The organism is Rheinheimera aquimaris, from assembly GCF_020531985.1.
GTDB classification, from domain to species: domain Bacteria; phylum Pseudomonadota; class Gammaproteobacteria; order Enterobacterales; family Alteromonadaceae; genus Alishewanella; species Alishewanella aquimaris.
The window spans coordinates 752,987-773,102 of the sequence record NZ_JAJAVQ010000001.1; the positions used below are offsets into that span (position 1 = coordinate 752,987).

Annotated in this window: 16 protein-coding genes, 1 other RNA gene and 1 pseudogene; 6 read left to right on the forward strand and 12 right to left on the reverse strand. The window is 49.0% G+C overall.

The genetic code is table 11. From position 1 onward, the window contains the following. Positions 1–29: 29 nt before the first annotated feature. The 3 genes from LHL18_RS03395 to LHL18_RS03405 form a co-directional block, all read right to left on the reverse strand. Positions 30–2,441, reverse strand: coding sequence for a zinc-dependent metalloprotease (locus tag LHL18_RS03395; RefSeq protein ID WP_226765771.1), 2,412 nt, complete (start codon positions 2,439–2,441; stop codon positions 30–32). Between the two features lie 115 nt (positions 2,442–2,556). After that, positions 2,557–2,907 carry a BON domain-containing protein gene (locus LHL18_RS03400; protein WP_134053988.1) on the reverse strand — a complete coding sequence of 117 codons (351 nt, stop codon included), beginning with the start codon at positions 2,905–2,907 and terminating at the stop codon, positions 2,557–2,559. A 166-nt stretch (positions 2,908–3,073) separates the two neighbouring features. Further along, complete coding sequence (locus LHL18_RS03405; RefSeq protein WP_226765772.1) at positions 3,074–3,622, reverse strand: cytochrome b; 549 nt, start codon at positions 3,620–3,622, stop codon at positions 3,074–3,076. A 224-nt stretch (positions 3,623–3,846) separates the two neighbouring features. On the opposite strand from LHL18_RS03405, the pseudogene LHL18_RS03410 reads away from it, so the two are divergent. After that, a pseudogene (locus LHL18_RS03410) lies at positions 3,847–3,993 on the forward strand (CreA family protein); the annotation flags it as partial. Between the two features lie 33 nt (positions 3,994–4,026). Here LHL18_RS03410 and LHL18_RS03415 read toward each other — a convergent pair. After that, on the reverse strand, positions 4,027–4,575 hold the full coding sequence (locus LHL18_RS03415) for a GNAT family N-acetyltransferase (RefSeq protein WP_226765773.1): 549 nt from the start codon (positions 4,573–4,575) through the stop codon (positions 4,027–4,029). A gap of 214 nt (positions 4,576–4,789) precedes the next feature. Then, a complete protein-coding gene (locus tag LHL18_RS03420; protein ID WP_226765774.1) occupies positions 4,790–5,047 on the reverse strand; it encodes a type II toxin-antitoxin system ParD family antitoxin in 258 nt (85 codons plus the stop codon). A gap of 228 nt (positions 5,048–5,275) precedes the next feature. Between LHL18_RS03420 and LHL18_RS03425 the strand changes: the two genes are divergently transcribed. The 4 genes from LHL18_RS03425 to LHL18_RS03440 all read left to right on the forward strand — a co-directional run bounded on the left by LHL18_RS03425 (position 5,276) and on the right by LHL18_RS03440 (position 11,387). Beyond that, positions 5,276–5,725: a hypothetical protein gene (locus LHL18_RS03425; RefSeq protein WP_226765775.1), complete on the forward strand. Its 450-nt coding sequence runs from the start codon at positions 5,276–5,278 to the stop codon at positions 5,723–5,725. 87 nt (positions 5,726–5,812) lie between these two features. Further along, entirely contained in the window at positions 5,813–6,085 is a 273-nt protein-coding gene (locus LHL18_RS03430; protein ID WP_226765776.1) for a type II toxin-antitoxin system YhaV family toxin, read from the forward strand. Positions 6,086–6,364: 279 nt separating this feature from the next. Beyond that, positions 6,365–11,122, forward strand: coding sequence for a DUF3320 domain-containing protein (locus LHL18_RS03435; RefSeq protein WP_226765777.1), 4,758 nt, complete (start codon positions 6,365–6,367; stop codon positions 11,120–11,122). Between the two features lie 55 nt (positions 11,123–11,177). Continuing rightward, complete coding sequence (locus LHL18_RS03440; RefSeq protein ID WP_226765778.1) at positions 11,178–11,387, forward strand: hypothetical protein; 210 nt, start codon at positions 11,178–11,180, stop codon at positions 11,385–11,387. 270 nt (positions 11,388–11,657) lie between these two features. On the opposite strand, the gene LHL18_RS03445 is transcribed toward LHL18_RS03440, so the two are convergent. The 7 genes from LHL18_RS03445 to LHL18_RS03475 all read right to left on the reverse strand — a co-directional run bounded on the left by LHL18_RS03445 (position 11,658) and on the right by LHL18_RS03475 (position 19,734). Beyond that, complete coding sequence (locus tag LHL18_RS03445) at positions 11,658–11,804, reverse strand: hypothetical protein (RefSeq protein WP_319004158.1); 147 nt, start codon at positions 11,802–11,804, stop codon at positions 11,658–11,660. 239 nt (positions 11,805–12,043) lie between these two features. Then, positions 12,044–14,935: an aminomethyl-transferring glycine dehydrogenase gene (gcvP, locus tag LHL18_RS03450; RefSeq protein ID WP_226765779.1), complete on the reverse strand. Its 2,892-nt coding sequence runs from the start codon at positions 14,933–14,935 to the stop codon at positions 12,044–12,046. 98 nt (positions 14,936–15,033) lie between these two features. Continuing rightward, positions 15,034–15,420 (reverse strand): glycine cleavage system protein GcvH, encoded by a 387-nt coding sequence (gcvH, locus tag LHL18_RS03455; RefSeq protein WP_226765780.1) that lies wholly within the window; start codon positions 15,418–15,420, stop codon positions 15,034–15,036. A gap of 57 nt (positions 15,421–15,477) precedes the next feature. Next, positions 15,478–16,557: a glycine cleavage system aminomethyltransferase GcvT gene (gene gcvT / locus LHL18_RS03460; protein WP_226765781.1), complete on the reverse strand. Its 1,080-nt coding sequence runs from the start codon at positions 16,555–16,557 to the stop codon at positions 15,478–15,480. Positions 16,558–16,744: 187 nt separating this feature from the next. Continuing rightward, positions 16,745–17,968, reverse strand: a complete 1,224-nt coding sequence (locus LHL18_RS03465) for an FAD-dependent monooxygenase (protein WP_226765782.1) — start codon at positions 17,966–17,968, stop codon at positions 16,745–16,747. Next, entirely contained in the window at positions 17,969–19,153 is a 1,185-nt protein-coding gene (ubiH, locus tag LHL18_RS03470) for a 2-octaprenyl-6-methoxyphenyl hydroxylase (protein ID WP_226765783.1), read from the reverse strand. It abuts the gene before it with no gap. After that, positions 19,153–19,734, reverse strand: a complete 582-nt coding sequence (locus tag LHL18_RS03475; RefSeq protein ID WP_134053971.1) for a UPF0149 family protein — start codon at positions 19,732–19,734, stop codon at positions 19,153–19,155. Before LHL18_RS03475 ends, ubiH begins: the two co-directional genes overlap by 1 nt. A 195-nt stretch (positions 19,735–19,929) precedes the next feature. Between LHL18_RS03475 and ssrS the strand changes: the two genes are divergently transcribed. After that, positions 19,930–20,114: non-coding RNA, 6S RNA (gene ssrS / locus LHL18_RS03480), on the forward strand. Positions 20,115–20,116 lie beyond the last annotated feature (2 nt).

The window sequence follows — 20,116 nt, forward strand, 5'->3', positions numbered from 1 at the left end:
CTTTATCCTTAACGTTATAGGTTGCACGGCTATATCGGCGAGCCTGGCGGTAAGGCCTTGGGCACAAATAGCGGCTGCCACTGGCCGTGCTGCAGATAGCCCTGCCACTGGCTGTATATTAGTTGTTGCCCGGCATCATCCTGTTTCTTCGCCCAGGCTGCCACTGCTGTCAGCTGAGCCTGTAATTCAGCTCTGGCTTCCGGTGCCAGCTCTTTAGCGGTAAGGCTTTGCATCAACTGATAAAATGCCACATGTGCTACCCGCTGTTGCAGCTGTAGCTTATTTTTAGCCGCCTTGTATTTAATGGTAGCGTTAAGTACTGCCTGCAATACCGCTTTAAGCTGACCTGAAGCACTGACGCGGTTTAACCGCTGCGGATGCAGCACAAACTGCAAAGTGTGGTTGGCAGAGGCTTCTGCTGCTGATAAAGGGTCGAACGCCAGGCCGAAACGGCCTTTAAAGCTTTCCCGGCCATCGCTATCGCCAAAAGCTTTTGGTGGGATCAGTGTTAACAGCGTATCCGGCAGCGCCAGATACTCTGGCGTCAAGGTATCAAGCAAAGCGTCAAGAGCCTGTTGCTGAGTGCTGCTTTCTACCCAGCGCAGCCCTTTGGGCGTGTCGTAGTCACCTTTTAGCTCATACTCATAATAAGCGCCGCCAAGCAGCTTACTAACAGCTTCAACCTGATAACGTTGTAGTAAGTAAATCGGCACCAGTGCTTCCTGTAACGATGACAGCGGCTGACCGCTATCAATATTGGCCAGGCCAAAGTTGGCAAGTGCGGCTTTACGCACCTCCCCCAGACGCGTTAATTCAGCCACCGCATCGGCACCGTTGTCCCACAAGTGGCCAACTGCGTTTAAACCACCTGCTGGCCGGGCATCCTGATCAGCCATAAACTGCAGCCCGTTTGCATGGGCTTGCTGTACCAGCTGCGCTAACTGTTGTGAATTGTAATCACCATAACCATAAGCAATTGCATAGTTGTCCCACTCGCCTAGCCCTTCACGGTAGGCGTTATCGAGGCGGATTTTGCCATCACGTAAATCAACCTGCGGGTGTGGATAATCCATCACTGTAGAGCGGCCGTTACCACTGCCGGCAAAATTATGAATAAGCCCCAGCGTATGGCCAACTTCATGCGCCGACAATTGCCGGATACGCGCCAGTGCCATGGCTTTTTGTTTGCTGACATCAGCATTATCAGAGCTATACGGCGCGGTTAAGCCGGTGGCGATTAAAAAATCCTGTCGCACCCGCAATGAGCCAAGCGTAACATGACCTTTAATAATTTCGCCGGTACGCGGATCAGTGACACTGGCACCATAAGACCAACCGCGGGTAGCACGGTGCACCCACTGGATCACGTTGTAACGCACATCCATAGGGTCAGCATCTGCCGGTAAGTCTTTTACCTGAAATGCATTTTTATAACCGATTTGCTCAAAGGCAGTATTCCACCACATTGCACCGTCAATCAGCGCCGTGCGCACCGGCTCCGGCACACCAGGGTCGAGGTAGTAGACTATCGGTTCTACCGCTTCGCTAAGCGTGGCTGAGGGATCTTTCTTTTGCAGCCGGTGGCGCGGCAGCAACCGTTTCACAATAGGCGCACCAAAGTCTGTGCCATAATCGCGGTATTCGGTATTCCAGTAGCCGGAATATGGATGAAACGGCCGGCTCTGATAACCTGGCTCGGGTAAGGCAATCAGTGAGTGATGCAGGTGTACCGTAATCGCATCGGCTGAAGGCGCTACCTGACGCACAAATTCACCGGCATTGTCACCTGCGTATGTGACTACCGCTTCAAGTTCGGTATTGCGCTTAAAGGCTTTACTACGGGGTAAATATACGCCGCTGCGGTTGCTATCCGGCTTAAAGTTGCCTTGCTTCTGTTTCGCCAGGCTTACGCTTATCTGATGAATGTCGCTTTGCAAAAAAGCGGTGTAATCCACCAGTACCCGTCCCTGCTCTGCGGCTACCACCGGCAAGCCAGCAATTACTGAACTGGCAAAGGCTTCTTCTGCACTGGCGCGCTCTGCACTGTTGTCTGATTCAGCGCGGTAGTAGGTATTAAGCTGTTTTAGCAGCACTTTACTGCCAAAACGCTCAAACTGCACCAGCCGGGTTTCACCCAGCTGACCACGATCCAGACCAATGTCGTTAGACCCTAAACCCCGCGGCAGTGAGCTTTGAAAAATAAACGGCTGTTCAAGCTTATCAATTAGCAGGTATAACTTGTCGCTGCTGGCATCATGATAAAAGTCGAAGTAACCACGCTGGTGCGTCATGCCCCGGGTGTAATCGGCCACAGTAACGGCTGGTTTTGCCGCTTTGGCAGCGGTTTTAGCACTGCCACTGGTATCCGCGGCCTGCACAGCATTGGCTAACGGAACGACCAGTGCCAGGCACAACAGCAGCTGCAAAGAATAGGTTTTCATCGGCTTTCCTGTTATCTGTTTCGCAGATTAGCTATTAGCTAACATGCTAAGCTACAAAGGAAAACCACTATATAACGTTCGCTGCTGCCTGAAAAGCAATCAGTACAACCAAGGGTTATTGTCTGACTTTTATCTCGTTGTTCACGGCATGGGCACCGGCAGTATTAAGTGCTGTCTGTTCCGCAAGCATACGCTGCTCTTCGGTATCCACCTCGCCTTTTAACGTGACATCGCCTTTACGGGTTTCAACATGAAAGTTGAACTTTCTCAGCTTATCTTCCTGTTGCAGCGCCTGTTGCACAGCACTTGATACCTCAATATCATCTGCAACGCCATCTTCAATCATCACACGCTTTTCCGGCATACCGGTTTTTTCATTGATGACATCTTTTTCACAGCCAGCTAAAGCACTGCTTAATGCCAAAAGCGCGGTCAGGGCCAGTACAGGTTTTGCTAACGTATTCATAATCCGCTCCTCAGTGAAGGTAATTGTGATACTGCTATAACCGCTTTAAGCATGGCACAAAACACTGAACAACACCTGACTCACCGCGGCCAACTGCGATACCAAAGAAAAACCCGGCACGACAAAACCGGGTTCTGTTATTGATATTTCTCTGGATCTGAAAGACTTATTTACCCGGTAGCATACGTTTTAGCGTACTATCCCGCCGGATATAGTGATGAAACAAAGCGGCAACGGCATGCAGACCAATCAGCGCATAACCAACTTTACCTGCTGTTTCATGAATTTCTTTCACGGTTTTCGCCAGCTCTTTGTTTTCAGTGGCCAAAGCCGGTAATTCCAGGCCGAAAAATGGGATCGGTTTGCCGCTCAGGCTCAGAATAAACCAGCCAGCAATTGGCAGGCCCAGCATCAACGCGTACAAAGCCAAATGCACTACTTTTGCCAGCATGGCCTGCCAGTTGGCAATAGCCGGTGTAATAACAGGTGCTTTGCCACTGCTAAAACGGACAAAAATTCTTATCAGCACCAATAGCAGCACCGACAGCCCAAGCATAAAGTGCCACATTTTCATCGCTTCGCGCGGTTCACTGCCTCGCGGGTAAATACCTTTTAATTCAATCACAGCGTAAACTGCGGCTATCAGCAGCACCATCAACCAGTGTAACGTGATAGATAACCGGTTATAGCGCTCCTTTGTGTTTTTAAACCCCATAGCATCCTCGTAACAATGGTTTTGTAATTATTGCCTGGTTACATTGCAGTCACCTGCAGCTGCCATATTTTCGCCAGATTATTCTGACATAATGTTGTGTTATTAACCTTAAAGATTTCTTAAGCAAGCACCGCCGACAATGTTATGCTGCTTTATCAGGGTTGAAATAAATAATTTAAGGAGGTTTTATCATGCGCGCGCTTTACTGCATTTTCGTACTATTGATGCTTACCGGTTGCGACAGAAATGAAGTGGGTGATGTATCGCTGGGCATTTTTACCACCAAGGACATTAAACTTGATGCCGTTGCCGATCCGGTGGTAACCGGGGTTACCTGTCATGTAGCAAGCATTGAAGCTAACCTTCAGCACGGCGCAAAAGCAACAAAATTAACGCAAACAGCGTTATTGAGCCAGTTTTTTCTGGTACAACACCGCATCAACATCCCCCAGGACATCGCGATGCATAAAGCGTTTAATATACTGCATGCCCAGTTTGCGCATGACGCCGATAGAGCCAGCATTGTCTGGCATCGCTATCGCCGATAAAAACTGCACATTTGCATTGTTCGCCAGCACCGTCTGCGCCACGGCACCGGCCGCTTCACTGGCATAGCCCCGGCCCCAGTATTCACGCTTTAAGCGCCAGCCAATTTCAACATCATCGCTGCTGGGTGTTGCACTTTTAAACCCCGTCGGCCGTATTAATACCCAGCCTAAATAGGCATTGTCAGCACTGCGCCGCACCTGCCAGATACCATAACCGCGCTCTGCATCACGGTACTGCGCCATACGCGGCAACATCACCTCAACAATGGTTTGCATGCTGGTGAGCTTACCGCCATTGATATAGCGCATTACTTCAGCATCTTGATCTACTTCAAACAATAACGGCGCATCCTGTTCTGATAACAAGGCGAAGTGCAAACGTTCAGTTGCGGGGATCTGTAACATGAGGTTTTACCTGCGTTTTAGTTAAATATATGATTGTTGTTATAAATTGCAAAACCTATCAAACACTGCCGTTCTACCGCGTCTCGGTGGGGTACTGAAGCATATGCCGCAGAGGGTCTTGGCGGCCGTGCAGCAGGCGAATAATTTCAACGTGGTTGGCAGCAACGCGGTAAAACAAAATAGGGCTTTGAATGAGTAAGCTTCTGATACAAGCTCAGCCTTTTATATCATCAAACAGTGCATCCAGCGCCGCCTTTGATTCAATCGCAATACCTTCGCCACTGTCCAATTGATCGGTGCCTATTTTTAGTTGCTCACGCAGGCGGGCCAGTTTCACTTCATGGATCCAGTCTTCGTGAGTATCCATAAAGCGCAAAGCTTCGCGGATAACTTCACTGGCATTGTTGTAAAGGCCGCTATCAACTTTAGCTTTAATGCGCGACTCTAATTCGGGCGTCAGGGATACATGCATAATGGCCTCCAAGGGTAAGTATTAACGGCAATAATGCTGGGCGCAGCTACAAAGATTGTCAATCTTTGTAGCATGCATCCGGTTATTTTGCTGAAGATCAGCGGTAAAGCTTCCAGGGAGAAGCAACTCACCGCTAATTTTGTTACGACCCCAATAAATTTGCGGTATTAAAGTTTTCCCGGTTGCCGCCGACACAAAACTAATAATTTTTTAAACTGCCTACTTTTAATGAAAATTAATACTCTGCAGCCACAGCCTGCAAGCTTAAAACTCAACCAGCAAACAAAAACGGAAGCCGATACAACCGCTACAACTGCCAAAAAAAACACTATGTCAGGTGTTTATGTCAGCTTGTCAGAACTGGGCAAAACCAACGCAAAACAAGCAGAGCAGAATAAAGATATTGATGACAGCAACCTGCCGGATACTATTAAGCAGATATTAAAAACCATTCGCGATCTTAAGCAGCAAATTGCCGATAAGCAGGCCGAAATAGATAAAGCTTCGCAAGATGGACTGCAATCAGAACAACAGCGAGAAAAACTGAAGCTATTGCAAACTGAGCTGGGCATGCTAAACAGCGCCCTGACCGGCGCCCAACAGAGCCTGAATAAAGCTCTGCAGCAGCAAAATCTAAGTGATGAACAGATACAAACGGCCCTGTCGCTGATGCTCTAACATGTACTGGCTCAGACTTGCCCCTGCAGCAGTTAAAACTGCTCAGTTGCGTGATAGTGATAGCAAACAACTGACATATAATTAAACTTGGCAGATTACCGCCAGGGCAAAACATTAGGTGACAACAATAAGCATTGGTTTCGGGCTAAGCTTTTTCAGCAATACCGGTTGTTTTTCAGATATCACCTTGAAGCAAAAATTATCGTTTATGCCCGGGTGAATGATGAGGACAATAAGCGGGCATTTGCCAGTAAAACCGATGCTTACAAAGTATTCGCAAAGATGCTTAAGTCGGGTAATCCGCCGGATAATTGGGACGCGCGGCTAACAGCAGCCAAAGGCACGAAACTCCCGCTTTAGAAAACTACCTACCCCGCGATGTATCTGCCCTACTCCACCAAAGAAACCTGCGGTAGCTTTAAACACAGCAAACACAGCAAACACAGCCTTTCTACCCTGCCACCATGCCTCCGCACATCTATTGTTCCAACCAAATTCAAATGCCAAAGCGCCATCTTTTATTCCAAACAAGCAGCAAGATTGATTTTAGAAACAACCGTGTTATGTTAGTTTTTTAACCATCCCCCATAACAAACAATAAAGGCGATGGTTCATCAGTAAAACCAGAGAGGGAATTTTATGGTTGTTGAGCAGCAGCTGGAGCGTGCGCGTCTTGAATTACTTGATATGGGCCTCAGAGCCAACCCTCAACTGAATTACCGCAGCGGCAGCAGATCGCTGGATATTATTGATGAACAATCAGCAAAAATTTTTGAATTGCTAGTTGAACAGGAAAACACACTCAGCTTTTTACCACTTCCTGAAGAGTATCAACGAAAAATTGCCGACAGCGAGGATGGGGGAACGTTTTTTCAGTCTGATGACGGCGCTGAATTACCGCCGCTTGACTTGTATTTGGAACAAAAGAAAGGCGCATCACGCTTTAGCGACAAATACCTGCAGACAGGTTTGATACCCGCCAAGCTGGATAAAGCTCTGCTAAAACTGGAGACTGAAGCTCATACTATGCTGCAAGAGCAAGGTGTTGAGGTGTTGTATCTCGCACTTGGTTTTTTGCAGTGGAATGAACCAACAAACTCATCTGTATCCAGGTACGCACCTTTGATTCTGGTGCCTGTTGAGCTTAACCGTTCTTCGGCTAGAGACAGCTTTAAGTTACGTTACACCGGCGAAGATCTGGGCTCAAATCTCACTTTAGCCGCAAAACTAAGAACAGAATTCAAGTTAATGCTTCCTGCCTATTCCGATGAAATGACAATCTCGGATTACTATCAGGCGGTGTCAGATGCGATTACAGCGCAACCATCGTGGCGGGTGCATCAGGATAAAATTGGTTTAGGGCTATTCTCCTTCGGCAAGTTTCAGATGTATATGGACCTTGACCCGGCCGGCTGGCCTGAAGGAAAAAAACCTTCGCAGTTGCCTTTGATTGGCCGCTTGTTCCGTGATGGTTTTGACCAGACTGCAGACATCAACCCTGCAGATCTGAATCATCCAGAAAAGCTCCATCTGGTAAAAGACGCCGACTCCAGCCAAATTGAAGCCATCTTAGCGATGAAGTCTGGCGCAGACTTGATTATTCAAGGCCCACCCGGCACGGGAAAATCGCAAACCATTACCAATATCATTGCTGAAGTAGTTGCGTCGGGTAAGAAAGTACTTTTTGTCGCGCAAAAAATGGCTGCGCTTGAGGTGGTAAAAAAACGCCTTGATGAAACTCACATGGGCTTTGCCGTACTCGAACTGCACAGTCATAAAAGTACCAAAAAAACTGTCTTGGGTTCTATCGCAGAATCAATTGAACAAGGACGGCCACAAACAAAAAATCGTGAGCAGGAGTTTTTGGATTTAGCTAAATCGAAAGCTTCGCTTGATGATTACGTGCATGCGATCCGGGCTCCAATTCTGCGCAGCGCAGTCAATTACATTGAAGCCTTAGGCTCCCTGCTGCAACTGAAGATAAAAGATCCCGACAGCTCATTACCTGTCTTACCCTTTAGCTATTTCGAGCAATGGACCGCTGAACAATACAGCAATGCCAGAAAGCTTGTTGTGGAATTAGTGCAGCAGTTAGAGCGCGTCGGCATGCCTGCAGAACATCCTTTTGCTATGTCTGGCCGCACTGACTTTTCTCCTGCATTGCAGCAGGCGCTAACCTTAGCGCTGGCACAAATAAGCCAGTTACTTAGCCAACTTGACGCCCAAACTGAAATAGCCAGTACTTTTCTGCAGCTTGAGAAACCACAAAGCCTGCAACAAGTAACACCACTGATTTCAACTTCAACCTGGCTATCGGAAGTGCCGGATCTCAAAGGTGTCAAAGTAGATAACCTGCTATGGGGCTCTGAGCAAAAAAGGATCGATAACGGCTTAGCCTGTTTAGCTAATTTCTTAACACTCAAAGCCAACTGCGAACAACATTTCATCGCGCAAGCACTTGATGCTGACTTGTTGAGTATCAGGCAAGGGCTGATGGGAAAAACAGATAAATGGTGGCGTTTCCTGTCATCTGACTACCGACAAGCAAAAGCAAAGTTAGCCGGAGTTTGGCGTGGCACTTTGCCTGCATCGTCCGCCGACTGGCTCACCTCGTTGGATACCGGACTAGCCTACCAAAGCACAAAAAAGGAACTCGCCAGCTATAACGCCCTGTTATCTGAAGTTTTTGGCCCTCAGTGGCAAGGCGAATATTCAGAGCACAGTGACTTAAATCAAATTCACAACTGGATCAGTACCTTTTATATCAAAGTTACCCGTCTTGAGTTGCCCCAGTCACTGGCAAATCTGATTGATACAGGCATTGATAAAAAGCAGCTACGCGACCAAGCAAACTCTCTGACAACACTCTGTGACGGCATTGCTGTACAGGTACAAACGCTAAAAGAGCTGATACAGGTAGATAACAGCAATCCAAACTACGACTTAGCGTCACTGCAATTTTCGCAACTCAATGTCTGGTTAGAAGGCTGGAAAAATTCAGCTCTACTTTACGATTTCGCGCGGTATAACCAGATCATTCAGGCATTGGAACCTTATAAAATCAAGGCTCTCACTGATCTCGCTTATTCATGGAATGCCGCCTCGGAACAGCTAATGACAGCATTCGAACTTAGCTATTATCGCGGCTTGGTTGATCATGCTTACGACAGCTCGGAAGCCATACGCCGATTTGACCGCAATAAACATGAGCAAAGCCTGCGCGATTTTAAACGCATAGATGGCGACAGTTTGTTTTTTGCGCAAGAGCTATTGGTAAACCGCCTGTACGATCGCTTGCCCAAAAAGACAGCTAAAGGTGAAATGGAACTGGTGCTGCGCGAGCTTGGTAAGAAAAAACGCCATATTCCGATCAGAAAACTTCTGGCGGAAGCCGGTAACGTTATCCAGCAAGTAAAGCCGATTTTTATGATGAGCCCTATGTCTATAGCCACTTACCTGAAACAAGGAGCTTTAGATTTTGATTTGGTGATCTTTGATGAAGCCAGCCAAATTCCGGCACCCGATGCTTTAGGCGCCATGCTACGCGGGCGGCAAGTGATTGTGGTCGGTGATAGTAAGCAGATGCCGCCAAGCAACTTGTTTGGTAAAGCAGTTGAACTGGAAGAAGAAGAGCTAGAAAACAGCGTCACTGCAGAAATGGAAAGTATTCTGGCGCTAATGGAAGCTCGCGGTGCAGCCAGTAAAATGCTGCGCTGGCACTACCGCTCTCGTCACGATTCGTTGATTGCCGTATCAAATGACCAGTTCTATAAAAATAAGCTGCTAGCCTTTCCAAGCCCGGGCTTTCACCCCGATGCAACAGGGCTGAAATTTCATTATTTACCGGATACCCACTACGACAAGGGCGGCTCCCGCACCAATGCGGGTGAAGTTGAAGCGGTAGTAGCAAAAGTGCTGAACCATGCGTTGACCAAACCGCATTTATCTCTAGGCGTGGTCGCGTTTAGTCTTTCACAGCGTGATGCCATATTGCTGGAACTGGAAAAAGAGCGACGTCTGCACCCTGAAACCGATGAGTTCTTTGCAAGGCATGCAGGTGGTGACGAGTTTTTTGTAAAAAACCTGGAAAACGTACAGGGCGACGAACGCGACGTTATTTTTATCAGCATTTGTTACGGCAAAACCAGTACTGGCCAGCTAAGCCAGAACTTTGGCCTGCTGAATAAGCCTGGCGGTGAACGGCGGTTAAACGTATTAATCTCACGTGCGCGGCTAGCGATGGAAGTGTTTGCCAATTTCAAAGGTGATGAACTGAAAGTAGCTGCCGACAGCCCTTTTGGTGTTCGTTCACTGCAAATCTTTTTGCAATTTGCCGAATCAGGCCAGTTAAGCAAATCTCATGAAAAAGAGCAGGAGCAAAACTTTGCGTTTGGTGCTCTGCTGCATCAGGCATTCCAGCGCTTAGGTTATCAGGTAGCCACCCGAGTCGGCAGTCAGGGTTATTACATCGATTTAGCTATAAGGCATCCCGACAACCCTGATAAATTTGTGTTGGCACTGGAGTATGACGGCGCCGGCTATTACGAGGCTGCGTCGGCACGCGATCGTGAGCGGTTGCGGCAAAGTGTGCTGGAAGGACTAGGCTGGAGCTTTGAGCGCATTTGGTCCACCGATTGGTTCAGAGACCCCGAGGCTGAGTTGCATCGCCTAAAGGCACTGATAGACCATGCTATAGCACAACATAACGAGCTGATGGTATCGATGGCTGCGCAGGCTAACAGTACCCAGCAAGTGAAATACAATACAGCCGCGCCAGAACTTGTTGCAGCACCTATTCTGCGGGTTGAAGAAGAACAGCCAGAATTTGAAGCCTGCACTACGCCGTATAAAAAAGCTGATGTGTCCAAGCTAAATATTCCATATGTGGATGATTTCAGTGCCATCCCTTTAAGCACGTTGGTGTATGCCGTAGAGCGTATTGTTGAGACCGAATACCCGATATTCGCCAGCTTAGTTGCCACTCGCTTAGCAAACGCCGCAGGCTTAACACGTGTTGGCGCTAAAATTAAACGAACTGTAGATCAAGCCATAGCGAGCGCTGCCGCAAGAGGATTAATCCAGGTAGATGCAAACGAAGTGCTATGGCCGCAAGGCCGAAGCACAGTCAAGCTAAGAAACTGGAGCAGCGCAGACATTGCCACCCGTAAGCTGGAAAATGTGTGCGATGCCGAGCTGACCAATGCCTTATTGCTAACAGTGCAAGACGCCCACGCCATCAGTGTAACGGACGCTGCTTCAGCAGCTTTGGGCCTATTGGGCTTCCAGCGCGCAACAGCACAAGCCGTTGAGCGCATGAGCAGCCTGGCTCAGGCTCAGTGCGATAAAAGTGTATTGGTTTGTGAAAATGAGCGGTTGAAGATTGCAAGAGACAGCTAAAACCCAAGCGCCTGCATATTAACTATTAAAAGAAATTAGAGAATGGATAATCAGTATGAACGAAGAAGCAAATCAATACCTACAACAATTAGTATCTTTAAATGAGAACATCTTGGAAGCGTTACTTGATATAAAGTCTGATCTAACAGAAATTAGAGAAGAGCTGAACTGGACTAAAGAACACTCACACAGCAAAATGCACTTAGATAAGTTAGAAGAAATTGATTCTAAGTTATTTGATATTTCGCTAAGTATGCCAGAGTGATTTATATGACAAGATTAACCAGCGTTGCGAGTTCACGCTGCATAAGGTGAGATATCTTTACTGATTTGCTCGCCATTTAGTTACTCGGCCAGTTTAAGGTCGTATATCGCCTGCAGATTAAGCCAGCTTTGGGCATCGCCGCCAAAATAGCGAGCCAAGTGATCGATAGGGTCAGGTTCATTGATATTTCTAACATCCTATCCTTAGAACTGCACAATAAAAACCCGACACACCGGTCGGGTTGTCTGTTACTGAATAGCCGCCGAACGCTTAATCAGCCAACTCCAGCTTTTCTAACTCATCTAGCAGCGCCAGCCCCTGAGTTGCGTTAGCTCGCGCTGCACGTATTTCAAATCTGACTTGGGCGTCATATTCAGTCAGTGCAATAGTAGATAGCTCTTCTATAAGCTTGTTCACACTGATATTGCGGCGTTGGGCCAATGCCTTAGTCTGCTGGCTTTATCATCCGGCATTCTGATAGTTAGCTTTTTCATAACAGGCTCTTCACGGGCAACCACTTTAGCCAATGTATGCTTATTTGAAACGTCAGAACAGCTTAGCCTTAAAGAATACACACCGCAATTGCCAATTTAAGCGATAAAAAACCCCAGCACGCTGGCCGGGGTTTTCGTGGTTACTGCATAAACGCTAAACGCCTAGCGATACGCTTCCGGGCTTGGGCATGAGCAGATCAGGTTGCGGTCGCCATATACGTCATCTATACGGGTTACCGTTGGCCAGAACTTGTTTTCTGCAACAAAGCTTGCCGGGAATGCAGCGTACTGACGCTCGTAAGCACGGTCCCACGCCGGATCGAAGATATCTTCCATTGTGTGTGGTGCGTACGCCAGCGGGTTGTTATCAACAGTCCACTCACCTGCTTCAACTTTGGCAATTTCAGCGCGGATGGTGGTCATGGCTTCGATAAACTTATCCAGCTCGGCTTTGCTTTCAGATTCGGTCGGTTCAATCATCAGCGTACCGGCAACCGGGAAGCTCATCGTTGGTGAGTGATAGCCAAAGTCCATTAAACGCTTGGCGATATCCATTTCGGTAATGCCGCTGGCTTCTTTTAACGGACGAATGTCGATAATACATTCGTGCGCTACACGGCCGTTGGTGCCGCGGTAGAGTACCGGGAACAGCGGGTCGAGTTTTTTTGCCATGTAGTTAGCGTTCAGAATGGCGTATTCAGTAGCTTGTTTTAAGCCCTCACCGCCCATCATGGCAATGTACATCCAGCTGATTGGCAAAATGCCAGCACTGCCAAACGGTGCTGCAGATACGGCGCCGTTATCGCTGCCGGTACCGTCGATACTGACCACAGTGTGGTTAGGCAGGAATGGAGCTAAATGGCTTTTCACACCAATTGGGCCCATGCCCGGGCCGCCACCGCCGTGTGGAATACAGAAGGTTTTGTGCAGGTTTAAGTGCGATACGTCAGAGCCGATAAAGCCAGGAGCAGTTAAGCCTACCTGAGCATTCATATTGGCGCCGTCCATATACACCTGGCCGCCGTAGCTGTGAATAATGTCGCACAGCTCACGGATGCTTTCTTCAAACACACCGTGGGTAGATGGGTAAGTTACCATGATGGCCGCTAAACGATCGCCCACTTCGGCTGCTTTGGCTTTTAAATCGTTCATGTCGATATTGCCGCGCTTGTCACACTCTACCAGTACTACGTCGTAGCTGGTCATGGCAGCTGTAGCCGGGTTAGTACCGTGCGCCGATACCGGAATTAAACAGATGTTACGGTGGCCTTCGCCACGGCTTTCATGGTACTTACGAATAGCCACCATACCGGCATACTCACCCTGCGCACCGGAGTTAGGCTGCATAGAGATATTGTCGTAACCGGTGATATTCACCAGCCAGTTGCCAAGCTCGGTGATCATCTCGTAGTAACCTTCAGCCTGATCGCGAGGTACGAACGGGTGCAGCGAACCAAACTCTGGCCAGGTTACCGGGATCATCTCGGCGGTGGCGTTTAGCTTCATGGTGCATGAACCTAACGAAATCATCGAGTGGTTCAGTGACAAGTCTTTGTTTTCCAGCTTTTTGATATAACGCAGCATCTCAGTCTCACTGTGGTACTGGTTAAATACCGGGTGGCCCAGTACGCTGTCGTTACGCACTAAATCAGCGGGAATCGACTTGCTGCCTTCTGCAACAATGTTGTTGTCCAGCTGCTCAACGCTTAAGCCGTGGTTTGCACCCAGTACGATATCAAACAGCTCGGCAATATCGCTGCTACTGGTGGCTTCGTTAAAGCTTACCGCTAAGCTGTCGGCTACGTCGGTACGCAGGTTTACACCTGCTGCTAACGCGCGGCTGATAACGGCGGCACGGTCAGCGACTTTAAAGGTAATGGTATCGAACCAATGTGCATTAACAATGCTTACGCCTTTGGCTGTTAAACCGGCAGCAAAAATATCGGTACTGCGGTGAATACGCTGGGCAATGTTCTTCAGCCCCTGTGGGCCGTGATATACCGCATAGAATGAGGCCATATTGGCCAGCAGCACCTGCGCAGTACAAATGTTAGAGTTGGCTTTTTCGCGGCGGATATGCTGCTCACGGGTTTGCATTGCCATACGCAGTGCCTGATTGCCGCGCCGGTCCTTCGATACGCCGATAATACGGCCTGGCATAGAACGTTTGTAGGCGTCACGGGTAGCAAAAAATGCTGCGTGCGGGCCACCGTATGCCATCGGCACACCAAAACGCTGGGCAGAACCTAACACCACATCAGCACCTAACTGGCCTGGTGCTTTTAATAGCATCAGTGCCATAGGGTCTGTTGCCACTGCAACAATCGCCTTTTTCGCTTGTAACTGGGCAATCAGCTCGCTGTCATTACGTACGTCGCCGTTGGTCGCCGGATACTGGATAAGTGCGCCAAACACATCCTGGTCTACAGCATCAGCAGCCTTACCTACCACTACGTCAAAACCAAACATTTCAGCACGGGTTTTCACCACGTCGATCGTTTGCGGGTGCACGTCGTCGCTAATAAAGTACAGGTTAGACTTGCTCTTGGTAACACGCTTAGCCAGTGCCATTGCTTCAGCAGCGGCGGTTGCTTCATCCAGTAAAGAGGCACTTGCCAGTTCCATACCGGTTAAATCCAGTGTCAGTTGCTGGAAATTCAGCAGTGATTCCAGACGGCCCTGAGCAATTTCCGGCTGGTAAGGCGTATAAGCCGTATACCAGCCCGGGTTTTCCAGCACATTACGCAGGATCACATTCGGCGTTAACGTTGGGTGATAACCCATACCAATGTAAGACTTGAACATTTTGTTCTTGCTGGCAGCTTGTTTTAACTTGGCCAGCGCATCAGCTTCTGTCATTGCCGGGCCGGTTGCCAGCGGCGTTTTCAGGCGGATGTCAGCAGGTACCGTTTGAGCGATCAGCGCTTCAACGCTGTCTACACCCAGCTCGCTTAACATTGCAGCGGTTTCTGCTGCGTCCGGGCCAATATGGCGCTGAATAAATTCGTCATGATTCGCAAGTTGCGACAGGGTTTTCACAGCGGTGTTGGTCATGCCTGGAATGTCCTGATAATGGTTTTGGTTGTTACTAAAGTTAAGCCCCGTGGCTTTTATGGTTCGGCACGGGGCTTAAATAGGGTTTGGCGCTTTATTTACTCGTCGATAGAGTTTTTATAGCCTTCTGCATCTAACAACGCTGACAGCTCAGCGTCATCAGACACTTTAATTTTAAACATCCAGCCATCTTCGTACGGGCTGCTGTTTACCAGCTCTGGTGAATCAGCCAGTGCGTCATTAACTTCTACAATTTCACCAGACAGTGGTGCATAAATGTCAGAAGCGGCTTTAACCGACTCGGCTACTGCGCAGTCGTCGCCCTGGGCAACACTGTCACCGACTTCCGGCAGCTCAACAAACACCATATCGCCTAACAGGCCTTGTGCATGTTCAGTAATACCTACAGTGTAAATACCGTTGCCATCGTCACGTGCCCACTCGTGGCTGCTGGCATACTTTAAACCTTTAGGAATTGAGCTCATTGTTTAATCCTTAGCTGGTACGTTTAATTAATCTAGTTAGTTCTTAACAGTGACAGTTTAGATGACTTTTTTACCCATGCGCACAAACGCAGGTTTAACCACTTTCACCGGCACCATCTTACCGCGAATATCAACTTCTGCCGTGTCACCCACCGTAGCCGGTACACGGGCCATCGCAATACTAAAGCCCAGCGTTGGCGAAAAAGTACCAGAGGTAATTTCACCTTCGCCGCCTTCGACAACCACACGTTGGCCGTGGCGCAGCACGCCTTTGGCTTCCATTACCAGGCCAACCAGCTTCTGGGTGCCTTCAGCTTTATGCTGCTCAAGTGCCTTACGGCCAATAAAATTACGTTCTTCCGGTGCCCAGGCAATAGTCCAGCCCATATTCGCCGCCAGTGGCGATACGGTTTCATCCATATCCTGGCCATATAAATTCATCCCGGCTTCCAGGCGCAGCGTATCACGTGCGCCCAAACCAGCAGGGGCTACACCGGCATCCAGCAGTTTTTGCCAGAAATCGGCAGCTTGCTCATTTGGCAGCGCAATTTCATAGCCATCTTCACCGGTATAACCTGTGGTAGCGATAAACAGATCACCGGCCTGAGCACCAAAAAATGGCTTCATGCCCGCTACTGCAGCTTGCTGCTCAGCCGTTAATAAGGTAGCGACTTTGGCTTTTGCATTAGGGCCCTGCACGGCAATCATGGCAAATTCAGGCCGCTCAGTCACAGTAATGTCGAATGCTTTTGCCTGCGCAGTAATGTGCGCTAAGTCTTTTTCGCGGGTGGCGGAGTTAACCACCAGACGGAAGAAATCTTCCTGCAGGAAATACACAATTAAGTCATCAATTACGCCACCGGCTTCGTTTAGCATGCCGCTGTAAAGCGCTTTGCCCGGCGTGGTGAGTTTTGCCACGTCGTTAGCCAGTAAATAGCGTAAGAATTCGCGGGTACGGCTACCGTGTAAATCAACAATTGTCATGTGAGAAACATCAAACATGCCGGCGTCGCGACGCACAGCGTGATGTTCTTCAATTTGAGAGCCGTAATTGATAGGCATATCCCAACCGAAGAAGTCGACCATTTTGGCACCGGCTTCGAGGTGTTTGCCATGTAACGCAGTTTGATTAGCCATTGTTATGTCCTGCTTATAGTAAGGCCCGCTTACGTTTTATTAAACGCGACTGCCGGACAATAGTAATATCCATACAGTTAAAGCGGATAAAAAGGCGACCGGATTATAACGCAAGCATGTGACGGCAAACAGCCCCTGATTAATTAGTTTTTGTAATGCGACAGTTGCTATTACTAAAAAAACTAACTCAGGCGCTGTGCTGAGTTTTCAACATTGGCTGAGCTAATTTAGGCAAGTCGCCACTATTACCAAGGGCTGCGGCGATGATCTTGCTTTTCAGCCACGGCATCTGATCCACTCCGCTCATACCAACAGCTCTTACCAGCTTAAGTAATGGCTGTTTATTGCTGAAACCGCGTTTAAAAGTTTCCATTGCAGCAATCAGTGTCTGCGCTTCAGCCTTGCGCCAGCGCTCGTAGCGCCGCAGCAGACGGGTTTCGCTAAAGTCCTGATTATCGGCGACAGCTTCACTGATTAGTTCTGCTAATGCAGCTACGTCCATCAGGCCTAAATTCATACCCTGCCCAGCCAGCGGATGTATGCTATGCGCCGCGTCAGCCACCAGTACGGCACGGCCTCTGACCCAATTGCTGGCATAACGCATTTTAAGCGCAAACGCCTGCGGCACGGTTTGCCGGGCCAAAACGCCAAGTACGCTGTTACTGGCAGCGGTCAGCGCCTGATTAAACGCCATTTCATCCATGGCTAATAGCTCTGCAGCACGCTCGGGATTACAACTCCAGACAATCGAGCATTGCTGAGGATCAGGCAGTGGCAACAGCGCCAGCGGGCCGGTTGGTAAAAATACTTGTCGTGCCGTTGCCTGGTGCGGTAATTGGGTACCGATTGTTGCTACTATCGCCTGATGTTCATAATCCCAGTGCGCCAGTGGTAGCTGCATTTCGCGCCGTACCAGCGAGTTAACACCGTCAGCGCCGACAACTAAGCGGCTTAACAGCAGCTGCTGCTGGTTAATGTTAATAACTACATCACGCTCACTTTGCGCGATGCTGTTGATAGTGCAGTTAAATAACAGTTCGACATTAGCGTGCTGCTGCAACTGCTGATACAAGGCAACACGGATTTGTTCGTTATCGCAAATCCAGCCCAGTTGGCTTAACCGCTCTTGCCCAGCATTAAATTCAATACGGCCAAAGCTGTCTGCATCCCACACCTGCATCTGATGATAAGCAGTGGCGGTTGCGGCGATAGCCGGCCAGGCACCAACATGCTCAAGCACCCGCTTTGATGCCAGATTCAGCGCACTGACGCGCTGATGCGTAACCTGCTGTTGTGTGGGTGCGTCTCCCTGCTCCAGCACGGTAATTTTCAGGCCCGTCGGTGCCAGTAACAGCGCCAGTGTAAGCCCGGCGCTACCTGCGCCAACAATCGTAATATCGTTATTGTGCATTTAACTGCGATACCCCATAGCCTGCTCGGCCAAAGGCCGCTTTAATTCATCACATAACGTCATGGCCAGTAAACCTGTATTGCGAGCCAGCGCAAAGGTTCGTGACTTGTTAGAAAACAGCCGCACTAGGGCATCAGTAGCGGTACTCACTACTGCGATATCACGCTGTCTTGCCTGCTGATAGCACCTTAACATGGCATAGCCACCTATATCTGAAGGTGCTGCGGTTATCTGAGTCACCAGTTCGGCAATGTCGCGCATGGCCAGGTTAAAACCCTGACCAGCTATTGGGTGCACACTGTGTAAGCTGTTACCCAGCAACGCCACACGGTGGCGCACTACATCAGTACTCAGGCGTAAACTCAGTGGGTAGCATGCCCGCTTACCGGCAGTACTGAATACACCGGCACGATAACCAAAGGCTTGCTGAATATGTGCAGTAAAAGCAGCATCTTCCAGCTGCATTACCTGTTGCACCATCTCATCTGCAACGGTATACACCAGCGAATACCGCTTATCAGATAAAGGCAGTAATGCTATCGGGCCGTGCTCGGTAAAACGCTCCCAGGCGGTATGCTGATGGTCTTGTGATAACGCCAGGTTGGCAATAACAGCATGCTGCTGATACGGCTTTTCTGCTGTGTTAAATCCAGCCAAGGTTCGGCTGGCAGATAAGCCACCTTCGGCAATCACCAACAGTTTACAAGCCAGCTGACGCCCGCCAGACAATTGAATATTCTGTTGCTGTTGTTGCGGCGTAATCTCACTTATCGTGGCTGGGGCGAAGCGGGTAAGGCCGTTTTTGCCAGTAAGTTTGTCGCTTAGGACAGCACCAAGGTGCTCTACTTCGAGCACATACCCCAGGGCATCCCGTTGGTATTCCTGCGCCGTCAGCCGGGTTTTACCAAAATGACCGCGATCAGAAACATTGATAGTTTCAATGGCACAGGCATGTTTTTCAAGCTGTTGCCACAAGCCCCACTGACGCAACAAATCAACACTGGCTGCTGCTAACGCAATGCTTCTGCTGTCAAAGCTTACGCTACTTACCTGTTCTTGCTGCTGTTCAACAATAGCAAGTTTCAGATCAGGCTTTGCCTGTAACAGCGCATGGGCCAGCGTACTGCCAGCCATACCACCGCCGGCGATAATCAGGTCAAATAATTCAGTGGTCTTGTCTTTCATTAATGTAACGTCTTGTTACTAACCGTTTTGGCACTGAATTTCTGCCCCACCTCGGTGTAGCAGGCCAGCACCATGATGCGGATATGTTCCAGCACCAGAAAGTAGGCTTCATCGTTTTCTTCAGCACTACCATCGTCAGTGGTGTGAATATCTATCCGGGTCACTTCGGTCAGCTGGTCCAGTGCTTCGCGTACATCATCAGATACCAGCGATAAATCGGTTTGCTGCACAGCAAAACCGACCAGGAAAGCCTGAGTCCACTCTACCATGGCGTCCAGCCGCTCCGGCAGGCTGTCATCGTCGCTTGGTAGCAACATACTGAAGCTAAAGTCATTTTTTGCCAGTTCTTTCGCCGTCTGCTCAATTAAGCTGACAACATGCTGCTTAACTTCCTGGCTAAGTTCCTGGCCATCATTAAGAAAGTCCTGCAACACCGGCAGCAGCAATTTAGGTTCCGGCTCGACACCGGCACTGAGTAACCCGGCAACCAAACCGTGAACCTCAGCAGCAGACGCCATCACATAGGCCTGATCCAGCTTGTACATCCACTCATCGTATGTCAGTAAAAATGGGCTGCTCATATAACTATTCGTGCTGTTGTTAACTGCCTTTATGCTACCACCCTAGCCTTAAAGCGCCAACTTTCCTGTAGCAGTTTTGCTTATGGCATAAAGCGTAAACAAAAGTTGCTGCAAAACCATGCAACTAGCACCAATACGGGCAAAACTGCGATGAATCGCCTTATAAGCTGAGAATTGCAGTGTTATACTCTGTTCAGTTCTCTGGGTTGTTGGTGATCAGGTGGATGTCCCTGAGCCGATAATTGTTTTTACCAAGGGATTCTTCTGCACTACCAGTGTGCAAGCCCGGCCCGTACCGGGAAGCCTGAGGTGGTCATCTGACTCCCGCCTTGAACCTATGGTTCAAGGGCTAACACCAGACACGGCAATCTGGAGAACCCCT

Coding starts and splice junctions, on each gene's coding strand:
- LHL18_RS03475 (WP_134053971.1), bottom strand. CDS start 19,734: ATGAGCAGCCCATTTTTACTGACATACGATGAGTGGATGTACAAGCTG.
- LHL18_RS03400 (WP_134053988.1), bottom strand. CDS start 2,907: ATGAATACGTTAGCAAAACCTGTACTGGCCCTGACCGCGCTTTTGGCA.
- LHL18_RS03395 (WP_226765771.1), bottom strand. CDS start 2,441: ATGAAAACCTATTCTTTGCAGCTGCTGTTGTGCCTGGCACTGGTCGTT.
- LHL18_RS03440 (WP_226765778.1), top strand. CDS start 11,178: ATGAACGAAGAAGCAAATCAATACCTACAACAATTAGTATCTTTAAAT.
- ubiH (WP_226765783.1), bottom strand. CDS start 19,153: ATGAAAGACAAGACCACTGAATTATTTGACCTGATTATCGCCGGCGGT.
- LHL18_RS03425 (WP_226765775.1), top strand. CDS start 5,276: ATGAAAATTAATACTCTGCAGCCACAGCCTGCAAGCTTAAAACTCAAC.
- LHL18_RS03465 (WP_226765782.1), bottom strand. CDS start 17,968: ATGCACAATAACGATATTACGATTGTTGGCGCAGGTAGCGCCGGGCTT.
- gcvP (WP_226765779.1), bottom strand. CDS start 14,935: ATGACCAACACCGCTGTGAAAACCCTGTCGCAACTTGCGAATCATGAC.
- gcvH (WP_226765780.1), bottom strand. CDS start 15,420: ATGAGCTCAATTCCTAAAGGTTTAAAGTATGCCAGCAGCCACGAGTGG.
- LHL18_RS03405 (WP_226765772.1), bottom strand. CDS start 3,622: ATGGGGTTTAAAAACACAAAGGAGCGCTATAACCGGTTATCTATCACG.
- LHL18_RS03435 (WP_226765777.1), top strand. CDS start 6,365: ATGGTTGTTGAGCAGCAGCTGGAGCGTGCGCGTCTTGAATTACTTGAT.
- LHL18_RS03420 (WP_226765774.1), bottom strand. CDS start 5,047: ATGCATGTATCCCTGACGCCCGAATTAGAGTCGCGCATTAAAGCTAAA.
- gcvT (WP_226765781.1), bottom strand. CDS start 16,557: ATGGCTAATCAAACTGCGTTACATGGCAAACACCTCGAAGCCGGTGCC.
- LHL18_RS03415 (WP_226765773.1), bottom strand. CDS start 4,575: ATGTTACAGATCCCCGCAACTGAACGTTTGCACTTCGCCTTGTTATCA.